This window comes from Dactylosporangium sucinum (genome assembly GCF_014647515.1).
In the GTDB taxonomy this organism is placed as follows: Bacteria; Actinomycetota; Actinomycetes; order Mycobacteriales; family Micromonosporaceae; genus Dactylosporangium; species Dactylosporangium sucinum.
In genome coordinates this window covers 90409-113299 of record NZ_BMPI01000035.1, presented here as the reverse complement: position 1 = coordinate 113299, position 22891 = coordinate 90409, and the positions used below count along the sequence as shown (strand labels likewise).

The 22891-nt window shown below is 71.0% G+C and carries 35 protein-coding genes and 1 pseudogene; 34 read left to right on the top strand and 2 right to left on the bottom strand.

Annotation, left to right across the window (positions count from 1 at the left end; translation table 11 throughout):
• The 16 genes and pseudogenes from IEZ31_RS31885 to IEZ31_RS31810 form a co-directional block, all read left to right on the top strand.
• The coding region (locus IEZ31_RS31885) for a hypothetical protein (RefSeq protein WP_229836018.1) at positions 1 to 196 on the top strand (196 nt) is incomplete at its 5' end.
• Entirely contained in the window at positions 193 to 444 is a 252-nt protein-coding gene (locus IEZ31_RS31880; RefSeq protein WP_190253738.1) for a hypothetical protein, read from the top strand. The genes IEZ31_RS31885 and IEZ31_RS31880, both read left to right, overlap by 4 nt.
• Positions 441 to 701 carry a hypothetical protein gene (locus tag IEZ31_RS31875; RefSeq protein WP_190253737.1) on the top strand — a complete coding sequence of 87 codons (261 nt, stop codon included), beginning with the start codon at positions 441 to 443 and terminating at the stop codon, positions 699 to 701. Before IEZ31_RS31880 ends, IEZ31_RS31875 begins: the two co-directional genes overlap by 4 nt.
• Positions 698 to 1141: an SsgA family sporulation/cell division regulator gene (locus IEZ31_RS31870; RefSeq protein WP_190253736.1), complete on the top strand. Its 444-nt coding sequence runs from the start codon at positions 698 to 700 to the stop codon at positions 1139 to 1141. The genes IEZ31_RS31875 and IEZ31_RS31870 overlap by 4 nt, the downstream gene beginning before the upstream one ends.
• Positions 1138 to 1377 carry a hypothetical protein gene (locus IEZ31_RS31865; RefSeq protein WP_190253735.1) on the top strand — a complete coding sequence of 80 codons (240 nt, stop codon included), beginning with the start codon at positions 1138 to 1140 and terminating at the stop codon, positions 1375 to 1377. Before IEZ31_RS31870 ends, IEZ31_RS31865 begins: the two co-directional genes overlap by 4 nt.
• Complete coding sequence (locus IEZ31_RS31860; protein WP_190253734.1) at positions 1374 to 1616, top strand: hypothetical protein; 243 nt, start codon at positions 1374 to 1376, stop codon at positions 1614 to 1616. The genes IEZ31_RS31865 and IEZ31_RS31860 overlap by 4 nt, the downstream gene beginning before the upstream one ends.
• Entirely contained in the window at positions 1616 to 1900 is a 285-nt protein-coding gene (locus IEZ31_RS31855; RefSeq protein ID WP_190253733.1) for a hypothetical protein, read from the top strand. Before IEZ31_RS31860 ends, IEZ31_RS31855 begins: the two co-directional genes overlap by 1 nt.
• On the top strand, positions 1897 to 2379 hold the full coding sequence (locus IEZ31_RS31850) for a hypothetical protein (protein WP_190253732.1): 483 nt from the start codon (positions 1897 to 1899) through the stop codon (positions 2377 to 2379). The genes IEZ31_RS31855 and IEZ31_RS31850 overlap by 4 nt, the downstream gene beginning before the upstream one ends.
• Positions 2376 to 2609, top strand: coding sequence for a hypothetical protein (locus tag IEZ31_RS31845; RefSeq protein WP_190253731.1), 234 nt, complete (start codon positions 2376 to 2378; stop codon positions 2607 to 2609). The genes IEZ31_RS31850 and IEZ31_RS31845 overlap by 4 nt, the downstream gene beginning before the upstream one ends.
• The gene (locus IEZ31_RS31840; protein ID WP_190253730.1) at positions 2606 to 3586 is read left to right on the top strand and encodes a YqaJ viral recombinase family nuclease; all 981 of its coding nucleotides are present in this window, start codon (positions 2606 to 2608) and stop codon (positions 3584 to 3586) included. Before IEZ31_RS31845 ends, IEZ31_RS31840 begins: the two co-directional genes overlap by 4 nt.
• A gap of 1 nt (position 3587) precedes the next feature.
• Positions 3588 to 4625, top strand: coding sequence for a recombination protein RecT (gene recT / locus IEZ31_RS31835; protein WP_229836017.1), 1038 nt, complete (start codon positions 3588 to 3590; stop codon positions 4623 to 4625).
• Positions 4622 to 5509: an exonuclease domain-containing protein gene (locus IEZ31_RS31830; RefSeq protein ID WP_190253729.1), complete on the top strand. Its 888-nt coding sequence runs from the start codon at positions 4622 to 4624 to the stop codon at positions 5507 to 5509. Before recT ends, IEZ31_RS31830 begins: the two co-directional genes overlap by 4 nt.
• A complete protein-coding gene (locus IEZ31_RS31825) occupies positions 5506 to 5703 on the top strand; it encodes a hypothetical protein (RefSeq protein ID WP_190253728.1) in 198 nt (65 codons plus the stop codon). The genes IEZ31_RS31830 and IEZ31_RS31825 overlap by 4 nt, the downstream gene beginning before the upstream one ends.
• Positions 5703 to 6314, top strand: a complete 612-nt coding sequence (locus tag IEZ31_RS31820) for a hypothetical protein (RefSeq protein WP_190253727.1) — start codon at positions 5703 to 5705, stop codon at positions 6312 to 6314. Before IEZ31_RS31825 ends, IEZ31_RS31820 begins: the two co-directional genes overlap by 1 nt.
• Complete coding sequence (locus IEZ31_RS31815; RefSeq protein WP_229836016.1) at positions 6311 to 6628, top strand: helix-turn-helix domain-containing protein; 318 nt, start codon at positions 6311 to 6313, stop codon at positions 6626 to 6628. Before IEZ31_RS31820 ends, IEZ31_RS31815 begins: the two co-directional genes overlap by 4 nt.
• Positions 6625 to 6831: pseudogene (locus IEZ31_RS31810) on the top strand (BldC family transcriptional regulator); the annotation flags it as partial. The gene IEZ31_RS31815 and the pseudogene IEZ31_RS31810, both read left to right, overlap by 4 nt.
• Positions 6832 to 6839: 8 nt before the next feature.
• On the opposite strand, the gene IEZ31_RS31805 reads toward IEZ31_RS31810, so the two are convergent.
• Positions 6840 to 7142, bottom strand: a complete 303-nt coding sequence (locus tag IEZ31_RS31805; protein WP_190253724.1) for a hypothetical protein — start codon at positions 7140 to 7142, stop codon at positions 6840 to 6842.
• A gap of 92 nt (positions 7143 to 7234) precedes the next feature.
• Between IEZ31_RS31805 and IEZ31_RS31800 the strand changes: the two genes are divergently transcribed.
• The 14 genes from IEZ31_RS31800 (at position 7235) to IEZ31_RS31735 (ending at position 17225) form a co-directional block, all read left to right on the top strand.
• Entirely contained in the window at positions 7235 to 10207 is a 2973-nt protein-coding gene (locus IEZ31_RS31800) for a DEAD/DEAH box helicase (protein ID WP_190253723.1), read from the top strand.
• On the top strand, positions 10204 to 10467 hold the full coding sequence (locus IEZ31_RS31795) for a hypothetical protein (RefSeq protein WP_190253722.1): 264 nt from the start codon (positions 10204 to 10206) through the stop codon (positions 10465 to 10467). Before IEZ31_RS31800 ends, IEZ31_RS31795 begins: the two co-directional genes overlap by 4 nt.
• Positions 10464 to 10799, top strand: a complete 336-nt coding sequence (locus tag IEZ31_RS31790; RefSeq protein ID WP_190253721.1) for a hypothetical protein — start codon at positions 10464 to 10466, stop codon at positions 10797 to 10799. The genes IEZ31_RS31795 and IEZ31_RS31790 overlap by 4 nt, the downstream gene beginning before the upstream one ends.
• Positions 10800 to 10808: 9 nt before the next feature.
• A complete protein-coding gene (locus tag IEZ31_RS31785; protein WP_190253720.1) occupies positions 10809 to 11459 on the top strand; it encodes a hypothetical protein in 651 nt (216 codons plus the stop codon).
• Entirely contained in the window at positions 11459 to 11719 is a 261-nt protein-coding gene (locus IEZ31_RS31780) for a hypothetical protein (protein ID WP_190253719.1), read from the top strand. The genes IEZ31_RS31785 and IEZ31_RS31780 overlap by 1 nt, the downstream gene beginning before the upstream one ends.
• Positions 11720 to 11786: 67 nt before the next feature.
• Entirely contained in the window at positions 11787 to 12290 is a 504-nt protein-coding gene (locus IEZ31_RS31775) for a hypothetical protein (RefSeq protein ID WP_190253718.1), read from the top strand.
• Positions 12287 to 12628, top strand: a complete 342-nt coding sequence (locus IEZ31_RS31770) for a hypothetical protein (protein WP_190253717.1) — start codon at positions 12287 to 12289, stop codon at positions 12626 to 12628. The genes IEZ31_RS31775 and IEZ31_RS31770 overlap by 4 nt, the downstream gene beginning before the upstream one ends.
• Positions 12625 to 13134 carry an ASCH domain-containing protein gene (locus IEZ31_RS31765; protein ID WP_190253716.1) on the top strand — a complete coding sequence of 170 codons (510 nt, stop codon included), beginning with the start codon at positions 12625 to 12627 and terminating at the stop codon, positions 13132 to 13134. Before IEZ31_RS31770 ends, IEZ31_RS31765 begins: the two co-directional genes overlap by 4 nt.
• The gene (locus IEZ31_RS31760) at positions 13131 to 13766 is read left to right on the top strand and encodes a hypothetical protein (RefSeq protein ID WP_190253715.1); all 636 of its coding nucleotides are present in this window, start codon (positions 13131 to 13133) and stop codon (positions 13764 to 13766) included. The genes IEZ31_RS31765 and IEZ31_RS31760 overlap by 4 nt, the downstream gene beginning before the upstream one ends.
• Before the next feature lie 34 nt (positions 13767 to 13800).
• Positions 13801 to 14655 (top strand): hypothetical protein, encoded by an 855-nt coding sequence (locus IEZ31_RS31755; RefSeq protein ID WP_190253714.1) that lies wholly within the window; start codon positions 13801 to 13803, stop codon positions 14653 to 14655.
• Positions 14652 to 15014, top strand: a complete 363-nt coding sequence (locus tag IEZ31_RS31750) for a WhiB family transcriptional regulator (RefSeq protein ID WP_190253713.1) — start codon at positions 14652 to 14654, stop codon at positions 15012 to 15014. Before IEZ31_RS31755 ends, IEZ31_RS31750 begins: the two co-directional genes overlap by 4 nt.
• Positions 15011 to 15640, top strand: a complete 630-nt coding sequence (gene tmk, locus IEZ31_RS31745) for a dTMP kinase (RefSeq protein ID WP_373294724.1) — start codon at positions 15011 to 15013, stop codon at positions 15638 to 15640. The genes IEZ31_RS31750 and tmk overlap by 4 nt, the downstream gene beginning before the upstream one ends.
• The gene (locus IEZ31_RS31740) at positions 15637 to 16440 is read left to right on the top strand and encodes a helix-turn-helix domain-containing protein (protein WP_190253711.1); all 804 of its coding nucleotides are present in this window, start codon (positions 15637 to 15639) and stop codon (positions 16438 to 16440) included. The genes tmk and IEZ31_RS31740 overlap by 4 nt, the downstream gene beginning before the upstream one ends.
• Before the next feature lie 563 nt (positions 16441 to 17003).
• Complete coding sequence (locus IEZ31_RS31735; RefSeq protein ID WP_190253710.1) at positions 17004 to 17225, top strand: hypothetical protein; 222 nt, start codon at positions 17004 to 17006, stop codon at positions 17223 to 17225.
• 81 nt (positions 17226 to 17306) lie between these two features.
• Here IEZ31_RS31735 and IEZ31_RS59495 read toward each other — a convergent pair whose 3' ends face one another.
• Positions 17307 to 18146, bottom strand: coding sequence for a hypothetical protein (locus IEZ31_RS59495; RefSeq protein WP_373294723.1), 840 nt, complete (start codon positions 18144 to 18146; stop codon positions 17307 to 17309).
• Positions 18147 to 18435: 289 nt separating this feature from the next.
• On the opposite strand from IEZ31_RS59495, the gene IEZ31_RS59490 reads away from it, so the two are divergent.
• From IEZ31_RS59490 to IEZ31_RS31720, 4 genes are read left to right on the top strand one after another with little or no spacing between them, the layout of a single operon-like run.
• Positions 18436 to 18900: an endonuclease VII domain-containing protein gene (locus IEZ31_RS59490; RefSeq protein ID WP_373294726.1), complete on the top strand. Its 465-nt coding sequence runs from the start codon at positions 18436 to 18438 to the stop codon at positions 18898 to 18900.
• Positions 18831 to 21407, top strand: a complete 2577-nt coding sequence (locus IEZ31_RS59485; protein WP_373294725.1) for a DNA methyltransferase — start codon at positions 18831 to 18833, stop codon at positions 21405 to 21407. The genes IEZ31_RS59490 and IEZ31_RS59485 overlap by 70 nt, the downstream gene beginning before the upstream one ends.
• The gene (locus tag IEZ31_RS59480) at positions 21407 to 22012 is read left to right on the top strand and encodes an HNH endonuclease signature motif containing protein (protein WP_373294722.1); all 606 of its coding nucleotides are present in this window, start codon (positions 21407 to 21409) and stop codon (positions 22010 to 22012) included. The genes IEZ31_RS59485 and IEZ31_RS59480 overlap by 1 nt, the downstream gene beginning before the upstream one ends.
• On the top strand, positions 22012 to 22890 hold the full coding sequence (locus IEZ31_RS31720) for a deazapurine DNA modification protein DpdA family protein (RefSeq protein WP_229836014.1): 879 nt from the start codon (positions 22012 to 22014) through the stop codon (positions 22888 to 22890). Before IEZ31_RS59480 ends, IEZ31_RS31720 begins: the two co-directional genes overlap by 1 nt.
• The last annotated feature ends 1 nt before the right edge of the window (position 22891 follow it).

Sequence of the window (22891 nt, the reverse complement as noted above, 5' to 3'; positions counted from 1 at the left end):
AAGGGCCAGCACTATGCCCCAGGATCGTACATCGACCGTCACCGACGCGCGCTGGCGTGACACCGCCGCCGGCCGCACCAACCACTACGAGACGTGCACCGCCGTGGACCACCGCGACTGCGGCCGAACCCTGGTCCCCCTGCGCTGGCGCGGCGCCGAACTCGTCGGCGACATCCTTCCCGGCGGTGCCGCGTGAGCCTCCTCGACGTCCTCCTCGCCAACGACCCGACCGGCGAACTGCACGCGATCGTCGAGGCGCAGCGCGCCGACGAGGCCGCCGGCATCACGTGGGGCGTGTTCGACGGTGACCGGCTGATCGGCTCGCACCCGGCCTTCTACCTGGCCGAGTTCGACCGGCACGACGCGGCCGACGCCGCCGACCGGCCGGTCAGCGCGTTCACGATCCGCCCGATCGCGGGCGAGCAGCCGGCGGTGGCCGCGTGACGACCACCGCGCGCCGCGAGCCGCTCACCGAACTCGACGAGCTCACCGACCAACTCGACCCGCTGCTGGCCCGCATGGCGGCGACGTTGCGGGCAGTCGACGACGACCTGGCAGGCCGCCGCCGGCCGGTGACGACGCCATGCCCCACGTGCGGCAAGCCGGTCCCGGGGCTGCTGGTCGACTCCTGCTCGAAGCCTCCATGTCTGGCTGCGGCGATCGCCGCCGACGTGGCGCTGGACAGGCGGTGTGACCTGTGACCGCCGTCCGGCACGACGTCCACCACCCGATCGACGTGCAGGTCTGCGGGCCCGGCGCCGGTAGCACCGACCGCACGCTGCCGTTCATCTACGACCGGGACCAGCCGTACGAGGTGACGATCCTCATCGCCGGGCACGGCCGCGTCGAGCGGATCGTCTTGTCCCGCGCCGAGCTCGACTCGGGCCGGTACAAGACGGTCCAGCGGCCCGGCGCGGACACGATGACGTTCCCCGACGGCTACGACCGCAGGTGGATGTACATCGGGATCCGGCCCGGCTGCGGGCATTTCGCGATGTTGAAGCTCGCCGTCGTCGACGTGTCGGCGTTCCTGGACCCCACCTACGACCTGGTTCCGGCCGGCACCGAGGCCGACCACCAGCTGGTCCCCGACGACGCGCAGATGGACGCCGCGCTCGCCGCATGGCTGGGTGCCGCATGAGCACCCCGCGCATCCTGCCGGATCTGACGCCGGGCGGCCTGGCGATGTCGGAGCAGTTCCTCGACGGCTCGTGGCGTGACGACCTGGGCCGGACCTTGTACGAGGCGATCGCCGAGAAGGTCGGCGACGTCGACGCCCGCGCCCTGTGGCTCGCGGCCTGTGACCTGGTGGAGCAGCGGACCGTTTCGGTGCACCGCGCCCGCCGCCTGACAGCAATCGAAGGAGGTATGGCGTGAGCAGTCTTGCCGACGCGACAACCGTTGTGATCGTGCCGCCGAGCGCGCTGGTGCAGCGCCACCGGCGGCGCGACGACTTCGGGTGGGGTGACCGGGCGATCCGCATCGCCGCCCTGCTCCTCAGCGTCGCCGTGACCCTGCTGTGGTTCACGGTCGACGTGCTCCTCGCGCTGGCCGTCTTCGGGGTCACGTTCCTCGTCGGCGCTCTGGTGCTCGGCGCGACCGGGTGGCGGTTCTGATGGCCCGCCGGGTCGTGTCCGCAGCTGCCGGGCTCACCGTCGCAGCGGTCACCGTCATCGGGGCCGTGCACCTCGGCGCCCGGCCGACCGGATGGCTGCTGCTGCCGGCGATCGCCGTCGCGGTGCTGATTGCGGCGTTCGTTTCGAAATGCTGGCGCGAGCTCGCAGCGGCCGGTCGGCGCATCGACGAGGCGAACGCCATGGTGGCCGAGAACCGTGCCATCTACCGGGCGCGGGACGTGCTCACGGTCGACGCCGCCACCCGGTGGAGGGCAGAGCTGTGACCCGCGACCGGACCCTGCTGGAGCAGTCCCGTCACGGGAAGGCGACCGCCGGCGTGGCCTCGGTGGCGGTGTTCGTGCTGTGCGTCATCGTGCAGGACCTGCTGCAGGTCGGCGTCTACATCAACGCCACGCTGAGTGCCGCGGTCGCAGGGCTGGCGTACATCGTGGTCCGGGCGGTCGCCGACCCGCTGTTCTTCGACCACGGCGACGAGGGCGAGGCTGACGAGCACTGGGCTGATGACGGCTCCGGTGAGCGCGAGGGCTGGTCGGCGCACCACATCCGCCAGCTGTCGCCGCACTCGGCGTGGGCGCACGGCGCGATCCTCGACGGTGCCCCGGTGCAGGCCGTCGCCGATCCGGAGCCGGCGGGTGCACCACAGCCAGCGCCGGCCTACGCCCCGGTCGTGTACGACCTGGACTGGCTCGTCGACCGGTTGCGCCCTGGTCGGCACCGCAAGCCCGAGGCAGGTGCCCGATGACCGTCGCCGTCTTCCCTGGCCGGGACTACGCCGCGGCGATGCAGGAGTTCGCCGACCGGATGCGCGCCGACACGCACATCGTCGTGGCCCATCACAAGGCGTCTGGTGAGACCCGCGCTGAGCATGCCCGGTCGCACCGCGAGGCGGCCGAGTTCGCCGCCGTGTGGGCGCGGACCCTCGGCCCGGGCTGGACCGTGAAGCCGGTGCCGGTGCGGAAGGCCGCCCGGTGACCGCCGTCCTCGGACTCGCCCCGGTGCCGCTCGTCGGCTGGGACGCCGGCGACGACGCCTGGCATGCCGCCCGCGCACGTGGCGTCGGCGCATCCTCGGCGGCGACCGTCCTCGGGTTCATCAAATGGCGCACCCCCTGGCAGGTGTGGGCAGAGAAGACCGGCGCCCGCCGTCCACCCGATGAATTGTCCACCGCCGCTGACCTCGGCAACGACCTCGAACCGTGGCTCCTGAACCAGGCCAGCAAACTCCTCCGTCAGCCGGTTGCCCGCACCGGGCATCGCCTCTACGCCCACCCCGTCCACCAATGGCGGCTCTGCTCCCCCGACGGGCACGTCCGCGGCGACGGCCGACTCGTCGAACTCAAGACCGCCGGCCTCGCCTCTGGGTGGGGTATCCCCGACGGCTGGGACGATGACCGGCTCCCGCTCGGCTATGAGATCCAGGCCCGCTGGCAGATGCACGTCATGGACTCGCCGGCGGTCGAGTTCGTCGCGCTCGTCGCCGGACTCGGAGTCATCCACCGCACCGTCACCCGCGACCGGGACGTTGAGGAGGACCTGGTCACACAGGTCGACGACTGGTGGCAGCGGTTCGTGATCGGCGGTGAGGAGCCCCCGTTCGAGGTCGCCGACAAGAAGACCGTCGCCTACCTGTACCCGCTGCCGACCCGCGAGTCCGTCGACCTCGACCGGACCGACGCGCCGTCGCTGCTTGCCCGCCGGAAGGCGGCCACCGAACGGCGGAAGGCCGCCGAAACGGACCTCGACCTCATCGACACCCGCCTGAAGGCGCTGCTCGGCGACCACGACGAGGGCCGTATCGACGGCCGCGTCGCCTACACGTGGGCGGCGAAGAAGGGCGCCGTCGACTGGAAGCGGCTCTACGCCGACGCCGTCGACAAGGGCGCTGACCTGCCCGACCCCGAGACGTACCGCAAACCCTCCACCCGCTCCCTGAACGTGAAGGACTCCTGACGTGACCGTTGCCATGAACACCCGCAACAGCCAGCCCGACGCGAAGTCGGCGCTCGCCGCCCGCCGCGAGAACGGCGGTGTCGCCACCAACACCCTCGCCGACCAGATCCGGTCGATGGAGGCCCAGTACCAGATGGCGATGCCCCGCGGTGCGGAGGCGACCCAGCTGGTCCGGGACGCGCTGACGGCGCTGCGTGCGAACCCGAAGCTCGCCGAGTGCGAGCAGGCGTCGGTCCTCGGCTCCCTGATGACGTGCGCCCAGCTCGGCCTGCGTCCCGGGGTTCTCGGCCACGCGTGGCTGCTGCCGTTCTGGGACAACAAGACCCGCTCGAACAAGGCGCAGCTGGTCGTCGGCTACCAGGGGCTGATCGAGCTGGCCCTGCGCTCGGGGAAGATCTCCTCGCTGATCGCGCGGACGGTGTTCGCGAACGACGAGTTCTCCGTCGACTACGGCCTGGCCGACACGCTGATCCACCGGCCGAACCTGTTCCAGGACCGCGGTGAGCCGATCGCCTACTACGCGATCGCGAAGTTCACGTCGGGCGGGCACGCGTTCATCGTCATGACGCAGAAGGAGATGCTCGCCTACCGGCAGAAGCACGCGAAGGCCCGCACCCGCGAGGGGAAGATCTTCGGCCCGTGGGAGGACAACTTCGAGGGCATGGCCCACAAGACGTGCATCCGGCAGTTGTCGAAGTACATGCCGAAGTCGACGGAACTGGCGATCGCGATCGCCGCCGACGAGGGCGTCCGGGTGGACATCCGGCCGGACGTCGATGCGGCGGAGGCGACGGAGCACCCGGAGGTGTTCGAGGGCGAGGTCGTCGACGGGCCCGAGGTGGCGCCGATGGGCGACGAGCGGCGGAAGCGGATGTTCGCCCTGTTCAATGAGGCCGGGCTGACGGAGCGGGACGACCAGTTGGCGTTCATTGCCGAGGCGACCGGCACCGACTACGCGTCGCGGGGCGAGGTCGGGCGGGTGGCCGGCGAGAAGGTCATCGCCCGCCTGGAGCACCAGCAGCGGGCGGGTGCCGCGTGACCGGCTTCGACGACGTGCAGGTTCTCGGCTTCGACCTTGAGACCACCGGCGTGTCCACCGACGACGACCGGATCGTCACCGCCTGCGCCGTCCTCGTCGAGGGCGGCCGGGTGGTCCACGAACGGAACTGGCTCGTCGCGGTCGACGTCGACATCCCCGAGGGTGCGACCGCCGTACACGGCATCACCACCGACCACGCCCGCGAGCACGGCGTGGCGGCGGACGTGGCGGTGAAGGACATCGCGGGCGCGATTCGGTACGCGGTGCGCTCCGCCCGCCCGGTGGTCGGGTTCAACGTGTCGTTCGATCTGTCGATGCTCGACGCCGAGTGCCGCCGACACGGACTCGGCACCCTGGAGGAGTTCTGTGGCCGGCCGGTCCGCCCGGTCCTGGACGGCTACGTCTTAGACAAGGCGACCGACCGGTACCGGCCCGGGAAGCGGACTCTCGGCACGGTGTGCGAGCACCTCGGGATCGAACTCGCGGACGCGCACAACGCGACCGCCGATGCGGTCGCCGCGGTCGAGGTTGTGCGGCGGCTGCTGGCCCGGGCCCGGCTCGGCACCAACGAGCTGATGGCGTTGTACGCGGGCCGGAAGTTCCCGGACGGGCTGGTTCGTTCGCTCCGGGCGCTGGGGAGCCTCGGCGCGGAGGATCTGCACGACCGGCAGATCCAGTGGTATGCGGAGCAGTCGAAGTCGCTCGGCGAGTACTGGCAGCGGGAGGCGAACGAGAAGCGCGCCCAGGCCGGCCGGGGCCTGCCGCCGGGTGACGCGGACCTCGGCCCGGATGAGCGGCGTCAGGTGCTGCTCGACGAGGCGGCCGAGCTGGAGCAGCGGATCGCGTCGCTGCGGTTCGAGTGGCCGATTGCGGTGTCGGTATGAGGGACCTGCTGGCGGCGTTGCGTCGCGAACTGCACGAGATGGAGCTGACGGCCGCCGAGTGCCGCGCCAACGACGAGTTCCTGCCGGCGGTCATCGCCGAGGAGCGGGCGGCGCGGGTCGGGGCGAGCATCGCGACGCTGGAGTCCGCCGACGGTAACGCGTACGGGCCGCCGGTGAGCGGGGCGATCGCCTGATGGCCACCCAACAGGCCCTCCCAGGGCTGCTCTCCGCCACGCTGACCCGGCCGACCAAGGCGGCGAAGCCGCGGGCGAAGCGCCGGCCGAAACCGGCCGTCGCCGCGACCGCGCCCGTCGAGTACACGACAGGCGTCGACGAGCAGGGCCGCACCACGTGGACGCTGCGGTTCCCGGCGCCCGACCGGATGCTGTCCGTCAACGGCAACGTGTACTGGCGGACCCGGCACAGCCTGACGACGTCGTGGCGGGAGGCGACCTGGGCGCACGCCCGGGCGGCGAAGCTCCCGACCGGCCTGGCCCGGGTTCGGCTCGACTTCGAGCTGCGGTTCCCGTCGGCGCGCAGCGACCGGGACGCGGCGAACTACCACACCCTGGTCGTTAAGCCCGCTACCGACGGCTTCGGCCCCCCGTTCCGGCAGGTCATTACCAGGGGCAAGCGGGCCGGGCAGGTGTCGACCGCGCCCGGTTACGGCCTCATCGCTGACGACACGCCGGAGTTCCTCGACGGGCCGCACGTCACGCTCGGCCCGAAGGTCGAAGACCCGAAGCGGTGCCCGTTCGGGGAGGTCGTCGTCACGATCACCGACCTGAGCGAGGTGCCAGCGTGACCGACGTGCTGACGGTCGATGAGGCCCGGGCTGCGATCGACGCCCGGCTTCGGGAGATCGACGAGCTGTGGGCGGCGGCGCGAGCTGTCGCCCCGGTCGGCGCTCGGCCGCTGTCGCCGGCCGAGCGTGCGGTGGCCCGGCTGGCGGCGTGGTCGCACCTGACCATGTCGGAGATCGCCCGCGAGCGGGGCGTGTCGGTGAACACCGTCAAGACGCAGCTGCGGAAGGCGTACGGGGCGCTGGGTGTGCACCGGCGGTCGCAGCTGGCGCCGGCGCTGCGTGAGGCGGAGCGGATCTCGGGCGGTGCGGCATGACGCGACGCAAGGTCGAGGATCTGCTGATGCCGGCCCAGGTGGCGGCGCTGTTTCGGGTGTCGCCGAAGACGGTGACCCGCTGGGCCCGGGCCGGGAAGCTGTCGGCGATCAAAACCCTGGGTGGGCACCGCAGGTTTAAGGCCGCCGAGGTGCGGGCGCTTCTCGCCGGTGCGGAAGGGCAGCGGGCGTTGGAGCGGGGCGAGTGACGGCGCTACTCGGCGGGCGGCTTGCGCCTGGCCCGCATCGCTTTGGCCGCCGGCCCCTGCTGCCTTCCCTCCGCGGTGTCGAACATCTCACGGGCGGTCTTCCGGGGCCGGCCCTTGGGCTTCGGCTCCGGCTTGTGCCGCTCCACGACGGCCATCAGTTCGGATGGCTGGCGGGTCAGCGCGGTCAGGCAGGCGGCGAGGAATTCGAAGACGGTCCAGCCGCGGGTTTCGAGTTCGGCGCGTGCGGCGTCGCTGACCTCGGGTGGGACCCGGGTCGACTCGGTCTTGTCGGTGTGGCGGCTGATCACGCCAACGAGTCTCTCATAGTGACTTGCCATTTTCCACGGCAAGGCGCTACCGTCGATCCAATAAATGGCAAGTCACTTTCTGGAGGGACGGAATGACGAACGGGCCAACCCCCAAGCCACACCAGGCCGCCGCCCTGTCCGCCCTCGCCGCGACGCTCACCGACCTCGACCGGGTCCAACTGACCATGGCCTGCGGCACCGGAAAAACCCTCGTCGGCCGCTGGCACGCCGAAGCCGCCGACGCCCAGCTCACCATCGTGTTCGCCCCCTCGCTGGCACTGGTCGGGCAACTCCTCGGCGAGTGGCGCCGCGCCGACGGCTGGCTGTTCGAAGCCCTCGTCGTCTGCTCCGACCCGTCGACCGCCGCCGGCGCCGCCGAACGCCGCACCGACAGCGGTGACCGCGCCGACGTACCCCGCCCCTACTGGGCGAGCGCCCGCGCCAAGGTCACCACCTCGCCCGCCGAGGCCGCCCGCACTCTCAAACAGCGCACCGCCGGCCGACCGCTCGTCGTCTTCTCCACGTACCACTCCGCTCCGGTCGTCGCCGAGGCGCAGGCAGCCGCCGGCGCCGTCGCCGACCTCGCCATCTGCGACGAGGCGCACCGCCTCGCGGGCCGGCCCCGCGCCGAGTTCCGCACGGTCCTCGACGGCCGTGCCGTCCGCGCCCGCAAGCGGGTGTTCATGACCGCCACCCCACTTGTCGATCACAGCGACGACGCCGTGTCCATGGACGACGAGGCACTGTTCGGGCCGGTCGTGTTCGGCGTGCCGTTCGGGGAGGCGATCGAGCGGGGCCTGCTGGCCGACTACCAGGTCCTCGTGGTCGCCGACGACTCCCGCACACGCCCGAACCGGGGCACGACGGTCCCAGCCGCGCTCCTCGACGCCGTCGACCAGCACGGCATCCGCCGCATGCTGTCCTTCCACGGCCGGGTCGCCAAGGCCGCCGACTTCGCCGACACCGTCGACGCGATCCACACCCCCGGCGGGAACTTCATCAGGGCCAAGGTCGCCCACGGCCGGCTGTCCGCCGCCGACCGGGCCGAGGTCCTCGGCTGGCTCGCCGAGGGCCAGGGCACGCAGGTGCGGGTGGTCACCTCAGCTCGTTGCCTCACCGAAGGCATCGACGTCCCCGCCGTCGACGGCGTCATGTTCGCCGACCAGCGCTCGTCCATCATCGACATCGTTCAGGCGATCGGCCGGGTCCTGCGCCCGGCCCCGGGCAAAACCCGCGGCTCCATCATCCTGCCCGTGCCGCTCCCCACCGGCGGCGACGACGACACCGACCTCGCCCTGTCCGCGTTCGGCCTCGTCTGGACGGTCCTGCGTGGACTGCGTGAGCACGACAACCGCATCGCCGCCGAGCTCGACGCGGTCGCCGCCCACGCCACCAACCCCCACAGTCGCGGCCCCCGCCCGTCCGGCGACCGCGTGAAATTCCTGCTCCCGGACGGCATGGACGAGACCGCCCTCACGCTGCGGCTGGTAGAAGAGGTCACCTCCGGCTGGGACAAGTTCTACGCCGCCACCCTCGACTGGGCACAGCGCAACAACGGAGCCCGGATCGGCGCCAACGTCAGCCACCACGGCATCGGCGTCGGCCCGTGGGCCGCGAAGCAGCGCACCGCCCGCAGCCGCGGCCTCATCGACCCTGGCCGCGCCGAGCGGCTCGAAGCGATCCCCGGATGGTTCTGGGACCGCGAAGACGCCGACTGGAACGACACGTTCGCCGTCATGGCCGCCGTGGTCGCCCGCGACGGCACCGCCGCTGACCACCCCACGGGCACCTCCCGCTTCGCCGGCCTCTACGCCTGCAACGGCAGTGCCGGCCCGTTCCGGCTCGGCGTGTGGCTCGCCCTGCAACGCCAGGCGTACCGGGACGGATTCCTCGACCCCGGCCGGGCTGAGCGGCTCGCCGCGCTGCCCGGCTGGGACTGGTGCGGCGGCCTCCGCGAGCAGGACACCGCGATGATCCAGGCGCTGAAGGTGTTCGGCGAATTCGAGCGGCACGTCGACGTGCCGGAGGACCACGTCGAGGATGGCCTCCCGCTGGGCCGGTGGACGTGGGCGATCCGCCGGGCGCACATGCTCGGCCACACCCCGCCAGCGCTTGAGGACGAACTCGCCGCGGCCTGCCCCCGCAACGACAAGGGCGAAAGCCTGTGGAAGTGGGAGCAACCCGAGACCCGCTGGCGGCTGGCCTACTCGGCGCTGCGGCAGTACCTGCGCCGTGTCGGCGCCCAGCCCACCGGGCGGGTCAGCGAGGACATCGACGGCACTACCGTGGCGATCGGCCAATGGGTCGCCCGCCAGCGGTACCTGTACCGCCGCGGCCAGCTCGACGCCCGGTTCGCCGGCTGGCTGGAATCCCTGCCCGGGTGGCAGTGGGACGTCGAGCTCGGCAACCACGACTACGGCGACCCGATCGACCTCGGCGGCAGCCCCCACGGCACCGCCAAGGGGTCGCAGGCGAAGTGCCCGTGCAAACCGTGCCGCGACTACTCCCGGATCAAGGGCCGCGAGCATTTGGCCCGGCTCCGCGTACTCACCGACCCCGTGCCCGCCGGCATGGCCGCCCACCACCTGGCCCGCCTGGAGACAGCCGGGGCGAAACGCAGCTCGATCGCCGTCGCCGCCGCCGTGCCGCTCGGCGTTGTCCGGAAGCTTGCCGCCGGCCAAGACCGGATCGAACGCGCCCACCACGACGCGCTGCTCGCTGTCACCCTCGGCGAGTGCGTGGCAGTCGGCGGCGACAAGGTCGGCTCACGCGGCCGGGAGACGTCGACACAGCACGAGACGATCCCGATCGGGCCGACCCGCCAGATCCTGGCTGGCCTCGCGGCCCGCGGCCTCGGCAACTCGTGGGTTGCCCGGGAGCTCGGCTACCAGCGCGGCCTGCAACTACACCCGACCACGATCACGCGTCGGGTCGCTGAGCAGATCGCCGAGCTGGCCTCGCGGGTTCCTGCGGACCTGGCCGTGCCGCAGTCGCGCGCGCGGCGTACCGCTCCTCCGCTGGCCGAACTGCTGGCCAGCCGGACCGAACAGGTGGCAGCCGCGTGACGACGTACCCGCCGGTTCCGCCACGGTCGCCGTTCCAGGTTGGTGCCCGCGTCCAGCTTCACGGCTACGCCGGCTGCCCCCGCGGTCCGCGCCGGGACGGCTGGCGCGGCACCGTCGTCGGCGGGTTCGGCACGTCCGCGCTGTGGGTCGCCACCGACGGCGGGTTCGACGCCGTCGAGGACTGGCCGGCGCTCACCGTCGAGGGCGAGCGGGAGAAGACTGCGGTCCGCTGCACCTGCTGCCCGGCCGGTGCGGCATGACCACCTCGACCTGGACGATCACGTGCACCGGCCGCGCTGTCGACGCCCGGAACGAGCCGACGGGCGACCCGTGCGGGAAGACGTACACCCGGCGGACGGTCACGATTGGCGGCCCAGACCCGCGCTACGACGGCTGGGGCGTCGTGCCACTGCCCGACGACATGTACCTGACTGCGGCCCGGGCCGCCGGCTGGGGCGTCCACGTCGACGGCGACGTGGTCGAGGCGATGTGCCCACGCTGCAAGCGGCCCTCGAAGGAGACGACCGCGCTGCTACGCGAACTCCAGCAGTCCATCACCATCCCCGGCGCCGACACGCCGGCAACCCCCTGAAGGAGCACCGTGTCCCTGACCATTTCAACCGCCGACTTCCTCGGCCTCCTCGGCGACACCATCCCGTTCGCGTTCGACGACGACGACCTACCAGCCATCAACTCGATCAACCTGGTATGGGACGGCGACAAGCTCCACACTCAGGCCACCGACCGGTTCCGGATGGCATGGTCGTCCTGGCACCCCGACGACGACCCCGAGCGGGACGTGCAAGGCGACATCTTCAACCAGCCCGGCTCCGGCGACGACCCGTGGCAGATCCTGATCCCCGTCGACGACGCCGGCCACCTGGTGAAGACGTACAAGTTGCCGGTGAAGGAGTCGTTCGCGCCGCTCACCCTCGACGTGTTCGACGGGAAGCTGACGGTGAAGCGGCACCGCGACACCGGGCATCCGGCGATCACGACGGTGATCGAGGGCCGGATGATGGAGTTCCCGGACCTGCGGCAGGCGCTCGCGAACGCGGACGTGGTGTCGAAGGTCGACGGGATCGCGTTCACGGCGAAGTTGCTGGCGGATTTCGCGAAGGTCCGGCCGCGGGGCCCGTTCGAGCTGCGGTTCACGGGCGAGCATTCGACGACGCTGGTGACGATCGGGGAGCGGTTCGTCGGCGCGATCCAGCCGGTGCAGCTCGGCGACGAGCGGGCGGAGGCCGCCTGATGCGTCAGCAGTGGGTGTTCTTCCAGCCGTGCGGCTGCCCGTTCGGCGTCCTGGAGGCCGTCCGGTTTCCCGAGCGGGGGGCTGGCCGGGCACTGACCAGGTCGGAGGCGTGGCGCGAGTTCTACGAGACCGCCGCCGAGCGGAACACGGCGATGGACCGCGGTGTGACGTCCGAGCTGATGGACCACGACGTGTACGTCCGCGACGTCTACCCGCAGATGCTCTCCAGCGCTGCCTGCCCACACAAGACCGCCGCCTGAGACAAAGCCGGTCCCCGCCGAGCTATCGCGGCACCAGGCGGGGACCTCGAACTGAAGGGATCATCGCATGAGCGACGAGAACAGCACCATGGTCATGTACGTGCTCGGCTCCAACGAGCCGCGCATCGACCACACCACCCCGCCCGTCGAGCGACTCAAGGCCGCCGCCGCCCGCCTCCGCGCCGCCGCGGGCAAGGCCACGCCCGGCGCCGACCCGTACCCGGGCGGCTGGTCCGGCTTCGGGGACCCGGAGCGGCACCGTTCGGCGCTGTACGCCGGCCCGGGCGTCGACGGCTACCGCACCGGCACCGTAGTCGAGGTCAAAGAGGACTGCGACGAGTGCGTGCCGATGTCGCAGGCCGACGCCGACTACATCGGGATGCTGTACCCGGCGGTCGGGTACGCGGTGGCCGACCTGCTCGACGAGATGGTGCAGTACGGGCTCTCGCCGCTGTGCGACCCTGCCTGGCCGCCGTTCGTGAAGGCCATGGCGACAGCCGACGAGATCCTCGGCATCCCCGCCGAGATCGCGCTGGCCGAGCACCTCGCGGCGTACCAGGCGGCGTCATGACCACTGACACCTGGCGAGCCGTCCCCGGCACCCGCTGGCAGGACCGCGCCGCCCCGATGCTCCAGGACGACGCCGTCGGCCTCGACCGCGAGGGCAACCCCGATCCGACGTCCACCGACCGACGGTGGCTGTGGCGGCTGGAGGGCCGCCTCGCCGTTGGCGCCACCAACGACCGGCTCCGCGAGCTTCAGCGCGACCTGGCCGAGTACCTACAGGAGACGTGCGTCCACCAGTGGGACGACCCGGACGGCTACCACTACGTCCCGCCGCTCTCCCCGACAACGCCGAAGATCCGGCAGTGCCGGTGGTGCTCCCACGTCGAGGACGTGACGCCGTGAAGGCCATCACGATCCGGCCGCCGTGGGTGCACGCCATCACCGAACCGCCGCTGCACCGCGCGTCCGGCGCCGGGTTCCCGAAACGCACCGAGAACCGCGGCAGGCCCACCACCTACCGCGGTGAGATCGCCATCCACGCCGGCGCCACCTGGTGCAAGGCGGGCCTCGCCGACGGTCGCGTCCAGCGGTACCTGCACGGCACCTGGGTCGACGCGGCCGCCGCCGGGTTCCTCGCGCTCGGCCTGACCGTCGGTGCGGTCCTCGCCGTCGCCGACCTCGTCGACTGCCACCAGGCGGCGCCGGTCGACGCGGCCGGTGAGACGTGCTGCTTCCCGTGGGGTGAACCGTGGCACGCGCCCGGCCGGCCCGCGTTCCACCTCGTGCTCGACAACGTCCGCCGGTTCGACGAGCCGGTGCGCACGGCCGGTCAGCTCGCCGTGCCTTGGACGCTGCCTGCCGACGTCGAGGATGCCGTCCGCGCCCAACTCCGCAGGGCGGCGTCGTGACCGCACCGCGTTTCTGGGCGGACGACTTCGACGCGGACCTGCTTCGCGTGGTTCCGCGCGCCGCCGGCATCCTCGTCCAGGTCACCGCCCCGTTGTGGACGTACGGGCACACCAGCCACGGCCGGCTCAACCACCCGTCCGTCTGGGCATCCCAGCACGGGTACGTCGCCTACTTCGGCACCGACAACACCGGCACCTGGAAGCCCGGCAGCTTCTCCTCCAACGGACAACTCGTCCAGTGCACCTGGACCGAAGCCGCCCGGGACGCTTGGGTCCACAACTATGTGATCGCCGTCGACTACCAGCCGATCTGGGACGCCGCCCGCCTGGTCGGCACATTCGCGAAGCTCATGGGCGACGTCCGCGGCCGGCCGAAGCTCCCCGACGTCGACGCCGACCGGCTGCGCGGGCATGTCCTCGCGTCCCTCATCGCCGCCACCGGCCAGCTGCAGCAGCACATCGCGGTCCGGGCGGCCGCCGCCGGGCGGGACCGTTGCCCGGAGTGCCGCTGCAACCCGGTGCTGTGCGAGACCGACGACACCGGCGAGCACTGCGCCGACCAAGCGTGCGGCACCTGCCTGCACGGCTGCCCCCTCGACAACTGCCCCGCCTGCCCGGCGGTGACCCGATGACCAACGACCGCACAACCAGCACCGGAGCAACACCATGACCCACCGGCCCCAACGCTGCACCCAGCACCAGGACTACCACGCCGGCTGCCAACCCTGCCGCGCCTACGCCGCCTGGTACTTCCGCACCCGCCAGAGACTTGTCCAAGCTGGCCAGTGGACCGGCATGGTCGACTCGGCCGAGGCCCGCCAACACGCCACCAATCTCATCGACGCCGGCATGCGCCGGCTCCACATCGCCGAACGCGCCGGCATCAACGTCGACACCATCGCCGAACTCCTCGACGGGCGCCGGCCGATCATCTACCCGGACACGGCCGCGGCGATCCTCGGCGTCCGCGTCGAGCTCCGCCCGCACAGCTACCTGCCGGCCGCCGGGTCGAGCCGGCGCGTCCAGGCGCTCGTCTGGCAGGGTCGAACCCGGGCGTGGATCGCAGGCGAGGCCGACGTCGCCTTGGGAACGATCCGTCTCCTCGCCGACGAACGCCTCGACCGGGTCCTCGTCCTCACCCACAACCGGGTCGCCGCCCTGTTCCGCCAGCACGCCGGACAGCCCGCACCCGACACCAGGGAAGCACGGGCCGCTCGGCGGCAGGCCACCCGGAACGGCTGGCACGGGCTGGGGGCGTGGGACGACATCGACGACCCCGACGAGCAGCCGAACGTCGGCGGCCGGGGCGAGGACCTCGTCGACGAGGTCGCGGTGGCGGAGGTCGCGGCGGGCCGCATGCCGTTCAGCGCGCTCCGCGACGCCGAGAAGGTGGTCTTGTTCCGCGACCATCTGGCCGGGTGGACGTTCAACCCGACGATGGCGTTGCTGGGTGTGTCGGCCCGGACCGTGAAGGCGTGGCGGGCGCGTGCCGCCGCCGAGTCCGGGCAGGTGGCTGCGTGAACCAGGAGTGGCGGCTGCACGCCGCATGCCGCGGCACCGACCCGGCCATGTGGGACTCCCCCACCTACCGGTCCGGCGCCGACACCCGCCGGGAGGTCGCGGCCGCCCGGGTCGCGATGGCGTACTGCGCGACCTGCCCGGTCTGGGCGGACTGCGACGACGGCGCCCTACGGCGCCCGCCGGTCGGGGTGATCCGGGCCGGCCGGGCCTACGACGGCGAGGGCCAGCCGTCGAAGGACTGCGAGCGATGCGGCGAGCCGATCCTCACCCGGAACCGTGCATCGGCCCGGTTCTGCTCGGTGAACTGCAAGAACTTGACCCACTACCACGCCGCACAGCGCGAAAGGATCGCCGCGTGACCGGGAAGTTGATCGTCTTCGAAGGCGGCGAGGGAACAGGGAAGACGACCCAGATCCGGCTCCTCGCCGCCGCCCTCGACCACGACGTGCTCGTCACCCGCCAGCCGGGCGGCACCAGCCTCGGCCAGACCCTGCGCGGGTTGCTGCTCGACTCGCCACCCGGCAGTATCAGCGACCGGGCCGAGGCACTCCTGTACGCCGCCGACCGCGCCCAGCACGTCGACGAAGTCATCCGCCCCGCCCTCACCGCCGGGACGACCGTCATCTCCGACCGGTGGGTGGACTCCAGCCTCGCCTACCAGGCCGCCGGGCGCGGCATGGACCCCGCGTGGGTGGCGGAACTGTCCCGGTGGGCAACCGCCGGAGTCCAGCCGGACCTGACCGTGCTGCTCGACATCGACCCCGCCGTCGGGCTCGCCCGGGCCGCACGCCGCGGCGCCGCCGACCGGCTGGAAGCGGAGACGCTCGACTTCCACCACCGGGTCCGGTGGGCATACCTGCGGCTGGCCGCCGCCAACCCGTCCCGGTACCTCGTCGTCGACGCCGCCCTGCCGGTCGACGCGATCGCGCACCTCGTCCACGCCTACGTCTTCCAGATCACCGCCGACAGAAAGGCCGCCGCGTGAAGCCCGACCTGCACCCCGACGACCAGGCCCACGTCGACGCGGTCGCCGCCGAGCTGAGAGGCCACCGCCGCCAGCAGGGCCGCACAATCGTCGAGGTCGCCGAGAAGCTCGGCCGGGGCCGCAACGCCATCCGCTGCGCCGAGGTCGAACCGAACCGGCGGACCGGCACCCTGCAGGCGTACGCGTGGGCACTCGGCCTGCGGATCGTCTTCACGCTGGCCGGGGTCCCAGACCTGTTCGACCCGACCGCCGCCAGCCTGCAGCGCATGGCGCGACAGGCCCGGGACTGGCGGCGCGGGCACTCGTTCGAGCGGGCCGCGCTCGGCGCGCAGCTCGCCGCCGTCCGCAAACACCTCGGCCTGTCCCAGGTCCAGGTGTGCGAGCGGGCCGGGCGCGACCACAGTTTCCTGTCGAACCTGGAGCAGCATGCCGCTGACGACCCGCTGCTCGGCTCCTTCCAGCAGGTCGCCCGGGCGCTGGGCGGGCAGCTGCGGATGCGGCTCGTCCAGGACGGTGTCGCGGACGAGGTGCGGCTGCGGGCGCTCCTCGACGAGCTCGCCGAGCACGCGGCGGTGGCCGCGATCCGGTACCGGGCCGTCACTCCGATCGGCACGATCAAGGGCATCGCGTTGCACGACGCGCTCGGCGCCGTCGCCGAGCACGGCGGGCGGGTCGATCAGGCCGAGGTGTGGGCGCTGCCGACCGGGCATGAGGTGCTCGGGCCGTGGCTGCCGTACCGGGATGCGGTCGCGGACGGTGAGGGCGCCGTCGGGTCGGCGCTGGCCCGGGCCGCGCCCTGAGGGTGACCGTTGTCGTCCGCTGGCGTCCCTGGTTGACCGTCGTCGTCCTTCGCTGACCGTAGTCGGATGGAACGCAGTGAAACGCAGTGGAACGCACGAACCCGAATTTGACTACGCAGAGTGACGAATCATTTTGGGGTCAAGGCTGACCTGACCCCCTCGATTCCACGGAATCATGTCAGTGCGACTTGCTTTATTCGTTACCAGGAAACGAGTACAGCATCCGCAGACGGATGTGAAGAACTTCCAACAATCACTCGCCCGACACGCGCTGCGGACTGGCGTACGACTACGCTCTGCATTATCGTGTCTGATTGTCCGGCGGAAACGCCGGACGGCCGACGGGTCAATTGCGCTTGGGAAAGCCGACCCGTCGACCGCCACTGGAATCAGCGTCGAGTCGAAGACCGCAACGCCAGCCGAAGAAACTGCGCCAACAGGATCAACGGCCACACCAGGATATTGGGGAAGCAGACCCGGGGGCAAACACCCCCGAAAGGTCGCTCCCATCCTGGGGCGCTGCATGTCGTCGGCTCGGCCCGACCCCTCCGGGAGGGACCGACATGGACGACCAGGACACCCCGCCGCACGAGCGGTTCTCGCAGATGGGCAAGCTCGGCGGCCCCGCCCGCTGGAAGGGCATCCCCCGCGAAGAACGCGCCGCGGCGCTCGCCCCCGCCCGACGCGGCCGGCGGACCAACGAGGAGCGCTTCCGGGCACTCACCGAGCAGCTTGAGGAACTGCGCGCCAAGGTCGTCGACCTTGAGCAGCGCGTCGCCGCCTGACCCCTCTTCGCTATCCCGTCTTCGGCATAGCGAAGGCCCGGCCGCTGTCCACGCTCGCCGGGCCCCACCGCGTGCCGACCATCACCGAAGGTCGATGCAATCGTGACAGATCTGCTGGCTTCGCGCACCCCTGCAACCCTCACCGCCGTCCCCACGAACGGCGGCGATCCCTACCTCGACTTCCTCACCGACAAGGTCGACTTCGAACAGTCCTACGGCTTCGACATCGACCCCGCCGACGTCAACCCGCTCCTCAAACCCCACCAGGCAGCCATCGTCCGCTGGGCTGTCCACGGCGGCCGGCGCGCGATCTTCGCCTCGTTCGGCCTCGGCAAGTCGGTGGTGCAACTGGAGACGCTCCGGCTTGTCCTCGACCACACCGGCGACAAGGCCCTCATCGTCTGCCCCCTCGGCGTGCGGCAGGAGTTCATCCGCGACGCCGCCATGCTCGGCATCACCGTCCGATTCATCCGCCGCAACGACGAGGTCGACGGGCCCGGCATCTACCTCACCAACTACGAGTCCGTCCGCGACTGCCGGCTTGACCCGAACCTGTTCGACGCCGCCAGCCTCGACGAGGCGTCCGTCCTCCGCTCGTTCGGGTCCAAGACCTACCAGACGTTCCTGACCCTGTTCGACCAGGTCAAGTACCGATTCGTTGCCACCGCCACCCCCAGCCCCAACCGGTACAAGGAGCTCATCCACTACGCCGGGTTCCTCGGCGTCATGGACACCGGCCAGGCACTCACCAGGTTCTTCCAGCGGGACTCCACCAAGGCGAACAACCTCACGCTGTACCCGCACAAAGAGGCCGAGTTCTACCTGTGGCTCAACACGTGGGCCGTGTTCCTGCAGAAGCCGTCCGACCTCGGCTACCCCGACGACGGGTACGTCCTCCCGCCGATCGAGGTCGTCTACCACGAGATCCCCGTCGACCACTCCACCGCCGGCGCCGACCGGGACGGGCAGATCCGCCTGTTCAAGGGCGGCGACCCGCTCGGCGTCACCGGCGCCGCGAAGGAGAAGCGCGACACCCTGCCTGGCCGTATCGAGCAGATGATGGAGATCGTCAGTGCCCAGCTCAGCCGAGCAGCAACGTGTACGGAACCGCGAGTACTACGAACGGAACCGCGAGCGGGAGAAGGCGCGGAAGCTGACGCGCTACCACGCAAACAAGGACTCGATCGACAAGGAGCAGCGCCGCGAGTACATGACGGAGTACCTCAAGACCTACCAGCGGCGGCCGTTGACGGACGAGGACCGGGAGGAGCGCAACCGGCGACGGCGCGAGCGGTACGCGGCGGACGCAGAGTACCGATCGAGGGAACGGGCGCAGGCGCGCAGCTGGGCGGTGAGGAATCCGCGGGGAAAGAAGGCGCAGCGGCTCCGGGTGTTTGGGCTGACGATCGAGGAATTCGAGTCGATGCTGGCCAGCCAGGGTGGCCGGTGTCTGATCTGCCGGGAGCCGATGACGCTGCCGGCGGTGGACCACGACCACGCGACGGGCGCGGTGCGCGGGATTCTGTGTCGGCCGTGCAACTCGGGACTGGGGTTCTTCAAGGACAACCCGGAGATCTTGAGTCGAGCGATCGAGTACCTGACCAGATCATCATCTGGTGCGACCTCAACGACGAGCAGCGGGCCATTGAGCGGGCCCTCGACGAACGAGGCCTGACCTACTCGTCGATCTACGGCGCCCTCTCGGTCGAGGAAGTCGAGCGGCGGTTGCAGGAGTGGCGCGACCGGCGCACCTACGCGCTCATCGGCAAGCCGGTCATGCTCGGCCAGGGCATGAACCTGCAGCAGTGCAACACCGCGGTCTTCGTCGGCATCACGTTCAAGTTCAACGACCTGATCCAAGCCGTTCACCGGATCCAGAGGTTCGGGCAGACCCGGCCATGCGCGGCGCACCTCATCTACGCCGAGTCCGAACGGGAAGTCGTCCGCACCCTTCAGGCAAAGTGGGCGCAGCACGACGAGCTCACCGCCCGCATGACGCAGGTCATCCGCCGCCACGGCCTCGACACCGCCAGTATCACCGCGGCGCTCACGCGTTCCATCGGCGTCGACCGGGCCGAGGCGTCCGGCGACGGGTGGTTCGTCGCCAACAACGACTGCGTCCTCGAAACGCGCGGCATGGCCGACAACTCGATCGACCTGATCGTCACGTCGATCCCGTTCGCGAACCACTACGAGTACACGCCGGCCGTCGAGGACTTCGGCCACACCGACGACAACGACCACTTCTGGGCGCAGATGGACCACCTGACGCCCGAGCTGCTGCGCATCCTCCGCCCGGGCCGGATCTACGCCTGCCACGTGAAGGACCGCATCCTGTTCGGCAACGTCACCGGCGCCGGCATCCCGACCGTGTCGCCGTTCCACGCCGAGGCGATCTTCCACGCGCGGCGCCACGGCTTCGACTACATGGGCATGATCACCGTCGTCACAGACGTCGTCAGGGAGAACAACCAGACGTACCGGCTCGGCTGGACCGAGCAGTGCAAAGACGGCACCAAGATGGGCGTCGGCTCCCCCGAGTACATCCTGCTGTTCCACAAGCCGCAGACCGACCGGACCAAGGGCTACGCCGACGTGCCCGTCGTCAAGGACAAGGCGTCCTACACCCGGGCCCGGTGGCAGGTCGACGCCCACGCGTTCTGGCGCTCGTCCGGGAACCGCACCCTCACCCCGGAGGAGCTCGCCGCGCTGCCGGCCGACCAGATGTCGCGGCTCTTCACCGACCAGACCCTCCGCGAGGTCTACGACTACGAGCACCACATCGCCACCGGCGAGGCGCTCGAACGGAAAGGTGCTCTGCCGGCGACGTTCATGTCCCTCGCGCCCGGCTCGCACCACCCGGACGTGTGGCACGACGTCAACCGGATGCTGACCCTCAACACGGAGCAGTCCCGCCGGGCGCAAGCGATGCATGTGTGCCTGGCCCGGGACTCGCTGGTGCTCACCCGCGGCGGCTACAAGCCCATCCAGCAGGTGCAGGTCGGCGAGCAAGTGCTGACGCACAAGGGGCGCTGGCGGCCTGTGATCGCGGTGCAGAACACCGGCGTCCGGCCGGTGGTCCAGGTCCGTGCGCAGAGCGTGCCCGGTCTGACCCTGACTCCGGATCACAAGCTGTGGACCCGGGATGTGCGGGGCTTCGCCCGGAAGGCCGACTACGTTCGCCGGGTCGAGCCGGGATGGGTTCCCGCCGAGGATACGGTCGGGTCGTACATCAACCGCAAGCTGCCGCCCGCCGAGGTGCCCTCCGTGGCGGACCCCGAGGTCTGGTGGATCGTCGGCCGCTGGCTGGCCGATGGTCACATCGAGTCCCGTGGCGGGCTGGTCATCTCCTGCGCCGGCGACGAGGTTGAGGCGCTGGCGGCTCGGCTCGGTGCTTTCGGGGGCAACCCGTTCCGGCAGACCGGTCCGAACTGCCACCAGGTGCTGCTTCGCGACCCGGACCGGGTGCTGCGGAACCTGACGAAGGCCTGCGGGTCCGGCGCCGCGGGGAAGCACCTGCCGCCCGACGCCTACACGCTGCCCGCGGAGCAGGCCAAAGCGCTGCTCGACGGCTACCTGTCCGGCGACGGGCACTTCCTCGCTGACCGGAACCGATGGGTGGCCAGCAGCGTCTCTCGGGAGCTGCTACTCGGCATGGCGTTCCTGGCTCAGCGCGCGTACGGCGCGATCGCAAGCGTCTACCCGGGCCGCCCGGCGCGGCGCGGGCAGATCGAGGGTCGGGACGTCGAGATGCGGCAGGACTGGATCTTCGGGTTCAACCTGCCCGACCCGGCCCGGCGAAAGCAGCCGCTGATCCTCGACGACGGCGCGTGGATGAAGGTCCGCGAGGCGGCGCCGACCGGCGAGGTCGAGACCTGGAACCTCCGCGTCGAGGAGGACGAGAGCTACACCGCCGAGAACTGCGTCGTGAAGAACTGCCCGCTGCAGTTCGACATCGTCGACCGGCTCATCAGCCGCTACTCCAACCCGGGCGACCTGGTCTTCGACCCGTTCGGGGGGCTGTTCACCGTGCCGGTCCGGGCGCTCAAGCTGGGCCGGCGCGGCCGTGCGGTCGAGCTGAACGCCGGCTACTTCCGGGACGGGGTCGGCTACCTGCGTGCGACTGAGCGGGAGCTGTCGGCGCCGAGCCTGTTCGACCTGCTGGACCTGGACGCGGCGTAATGGACCTCCACCTCCATGGCGGCATCACCGCCGACCAAGGCGGCCCCGCCCCGGTCGGCGCCGTCGGGTCAACCGGTCCCACGACGCACCATCTTCGTGCCGCTCGTCGCTGCGACCACTGCGGGGTGACCTTCAGCCACAGGATGCCCGCGCTCAATCCATGCGGGACGGAGTGCGCCTCCGTGTGCAGGGTCCCGGACTGCGTACTACCCCTTGCCGTCGGCGACTGGTGCCAACCACATGGGAAACGGTGGCGGAAGTTCGGAAACCCATTGGCGGGCGGCCCGTCCCGATGCCGACTGCCGCTGGCCGACAGGCACGCACGCTTTGTACCCAGCGGCGACGCCGATACCTGCTGGGAATGGACCGGCTCCCGAAACAACCAGAACTACGGGCACATGTCGGTGCGCAGAAGCGGCAAGGTCAAGCTACTGCTCGCACATCGAGTTGCATGGGAGGTTGCCAACGGGCAGCCGATTCCGGACGGACTTCAGGTCCTGCACTCCTGTGACAACCCGCCCTGCTGTAACCCGGCTCACCTGTCGATTGGCACGCAGGCCGAGAACATGCAGCAGATGGTGGCACGCGGCCGAGGGCGGAACTGATGGGCCATTTTTACCTCGGCACCCACCAGCCGCACTGGCTCGCCCTCCCACCCCGCGACCGCCACGGCCAGCCCGTGCCGCTGTTCGTCTCCCACCGCCGCCTCGCCGGCCGCACCACACTCCCCCGCGCCCGCACCAACTGGGCCCTCGACTCCGGCGGCTTCTCCGAGCTCAGCCTGTACGGCCGCTGGCAGACGACGCCCGACGAGTACCTGGCCGCAGTCCGCCGCTACGACACCGAGATCGGCATGCTCTCGTGGGCCGCGCCCCAGGACTGGATGTGCGAGCCGATCATGCTCGCCAAGACCGGGCTCACCGTCGCCGAGCACCAGCGCCGCACCGTCGCGAACTTCAAGCTGCTCCGCGACCTGTGGTGGGACTCCGAAGACGCCGACCTCCAGACCCTGTGGGACCGGCCCGACGCAGCCCACACCCGCGACCCCGAGTTCTGCCCGTTCATGCCGGTCCTGCAGGGCTGGTCCCTCGACGACTACCTGCGCTGCGTCGACCTGTACGAGGCTGCGGGCGTCCACCTGTGGGACCACCCCGTCGTCGGCGTCGGGTCCGTCTGCCGCCGGCAGGCGACCGGCGAGATCGAAGCCATCTTCGATGCCCTGTCCGGCCTCGACCTGCTCCTGCACGGGTTCGGGGTCAAGACGTCCGGGCTCGCCCGCTACGGGCACCACCTCGCCACCGCCGACTCGATGGCCTGGTCGTTCGACGGGCGCCGCACCCCCACCCGATGCGGATCCACCACGCATATCAACGAGGCGAACTGCCTCACCTTCGCCCTGGACTGGTACAAGCGGCTCGGCGACATCGGCACCGACCGCGAAGGTCAACTCACCCTCGACCTGTTCCAGGCGGTGGCCGCATGAT

What these genes read in the sequence shown, in the direction of transcription:
- IEZ31_RS31865 (WP_190253735.1), top strand. Translation starts at nt 1,138, where the DNA reads ATGAGCACCCCGCGCATCCTGCCGGATCTGACGCCGGGCGGCCTGGCG.
- IEZ31_RS31855 (WP_190253733.1), top strand. Translation starts at nt 1,616, where the DNA reads ATGGCCCGCCGGGTCGTGTCCGCAGCTGCCGGGCTCACCGTCGCAGCG.
- IEZ31_RS31845 (WP_190253731.1), top strand. Translation starts at nt 2,376, where the DNA reads ATGACCGTCGCCGTCTTCCCTGGCCGGGACTACGCCGCGGCGATGCAG.
- IEZ31_RS31825 (WP_190253728.1), top strand. Translation starts at nt 5,506, where the DNA reads ATGAGGGACCTGCTGGCGGCGTTGCGTCGCGAACTGCACGAGATGGAG.
- IEZ31_RS31820 (WP_190253727.1), top strand. Translation starts at nt 5,703, where the DNA reads ATGGCCACCCAACAGGCCCTCCCAGGGCTGCTCTCCGCCACGCTGACC.
- IEZ31_RS31800 (WP_190253723.1), top strand. Translation starts at nt 7,235, where the DNA reads ATGACGAACGGGCCAACCCCCAAGCCACACCAGGCCGCCGCCCTGTCC.
- IEZ31_RS31790 (WP_190253721.1), top strand. Translation starts at nt 10,464, where the DNA reads ATGACCACCTCGACCTGGACGATCACGTGCACCGGCCGCGCTGTCGAC.
- IEZ31_RS31780 (WP_190253719.1), top strand. Translation starts at nt 11,459, where the DNA reads ATGCGTCAGCAGTGGGTGTTCTTCCAGCCGTGCGGCTGCCCGTTCGGC.
- IEZ31_RS31775 (WP_190253718.1), top strand. Translation starts at nt 11,787, where the DNA reads ATGAGCGACGAGAACAGCACCATGGTCATGTACGTGCTCGGCTCCAAC.
- IEZ31_RS31770 (WP_190253717.1), top strand. Translation starts at nt 12,287, where the DNA reads ATGACCACTGACACCTGGCGAGCCGTCCCCGGCACCCGCTGGCAGGAC.
- IEZ31_RS31755 (WP_190253714.1), top strand. Translation starts at nt 13,801, where the DNA reads ATGACCCACCGGCCCCAACGCTGCACCCAGCACCAGGACTACCACGCC.
- IEZ31_RS31735 (WP_190253710.1), top strand. Translation starts at nt 17,004, where the DNA reads ATGGACGACCAGGACACCCCGCCGCACGAGCGGTTCTCGCAGATGGGC.
- IEZ31_RS59490 (WP_373294726.1), top strand. Translation starts at nt 18,436, where the DNA reads ATGACGGAGTACCTCAAGACCTACCAGCGGCGGCCGTTGACGGACGAG.
- IEZ31_RS59480 (WP_373294722.1), top strand. Translation starts at nt 21,407, where the DNA reads ATGGACCTCCACCTCCATGGCGGCATCACCGCCGACCAAGGCGGCCCC.
- IEZ31_RS31720 (WP_229836014.1), top strand. Translation starts at nt 22,012, where the DNA reads ATGGGCCATTTTTACCTCGGCACCCACCAGCCGCACTGGCTCGCCCTC.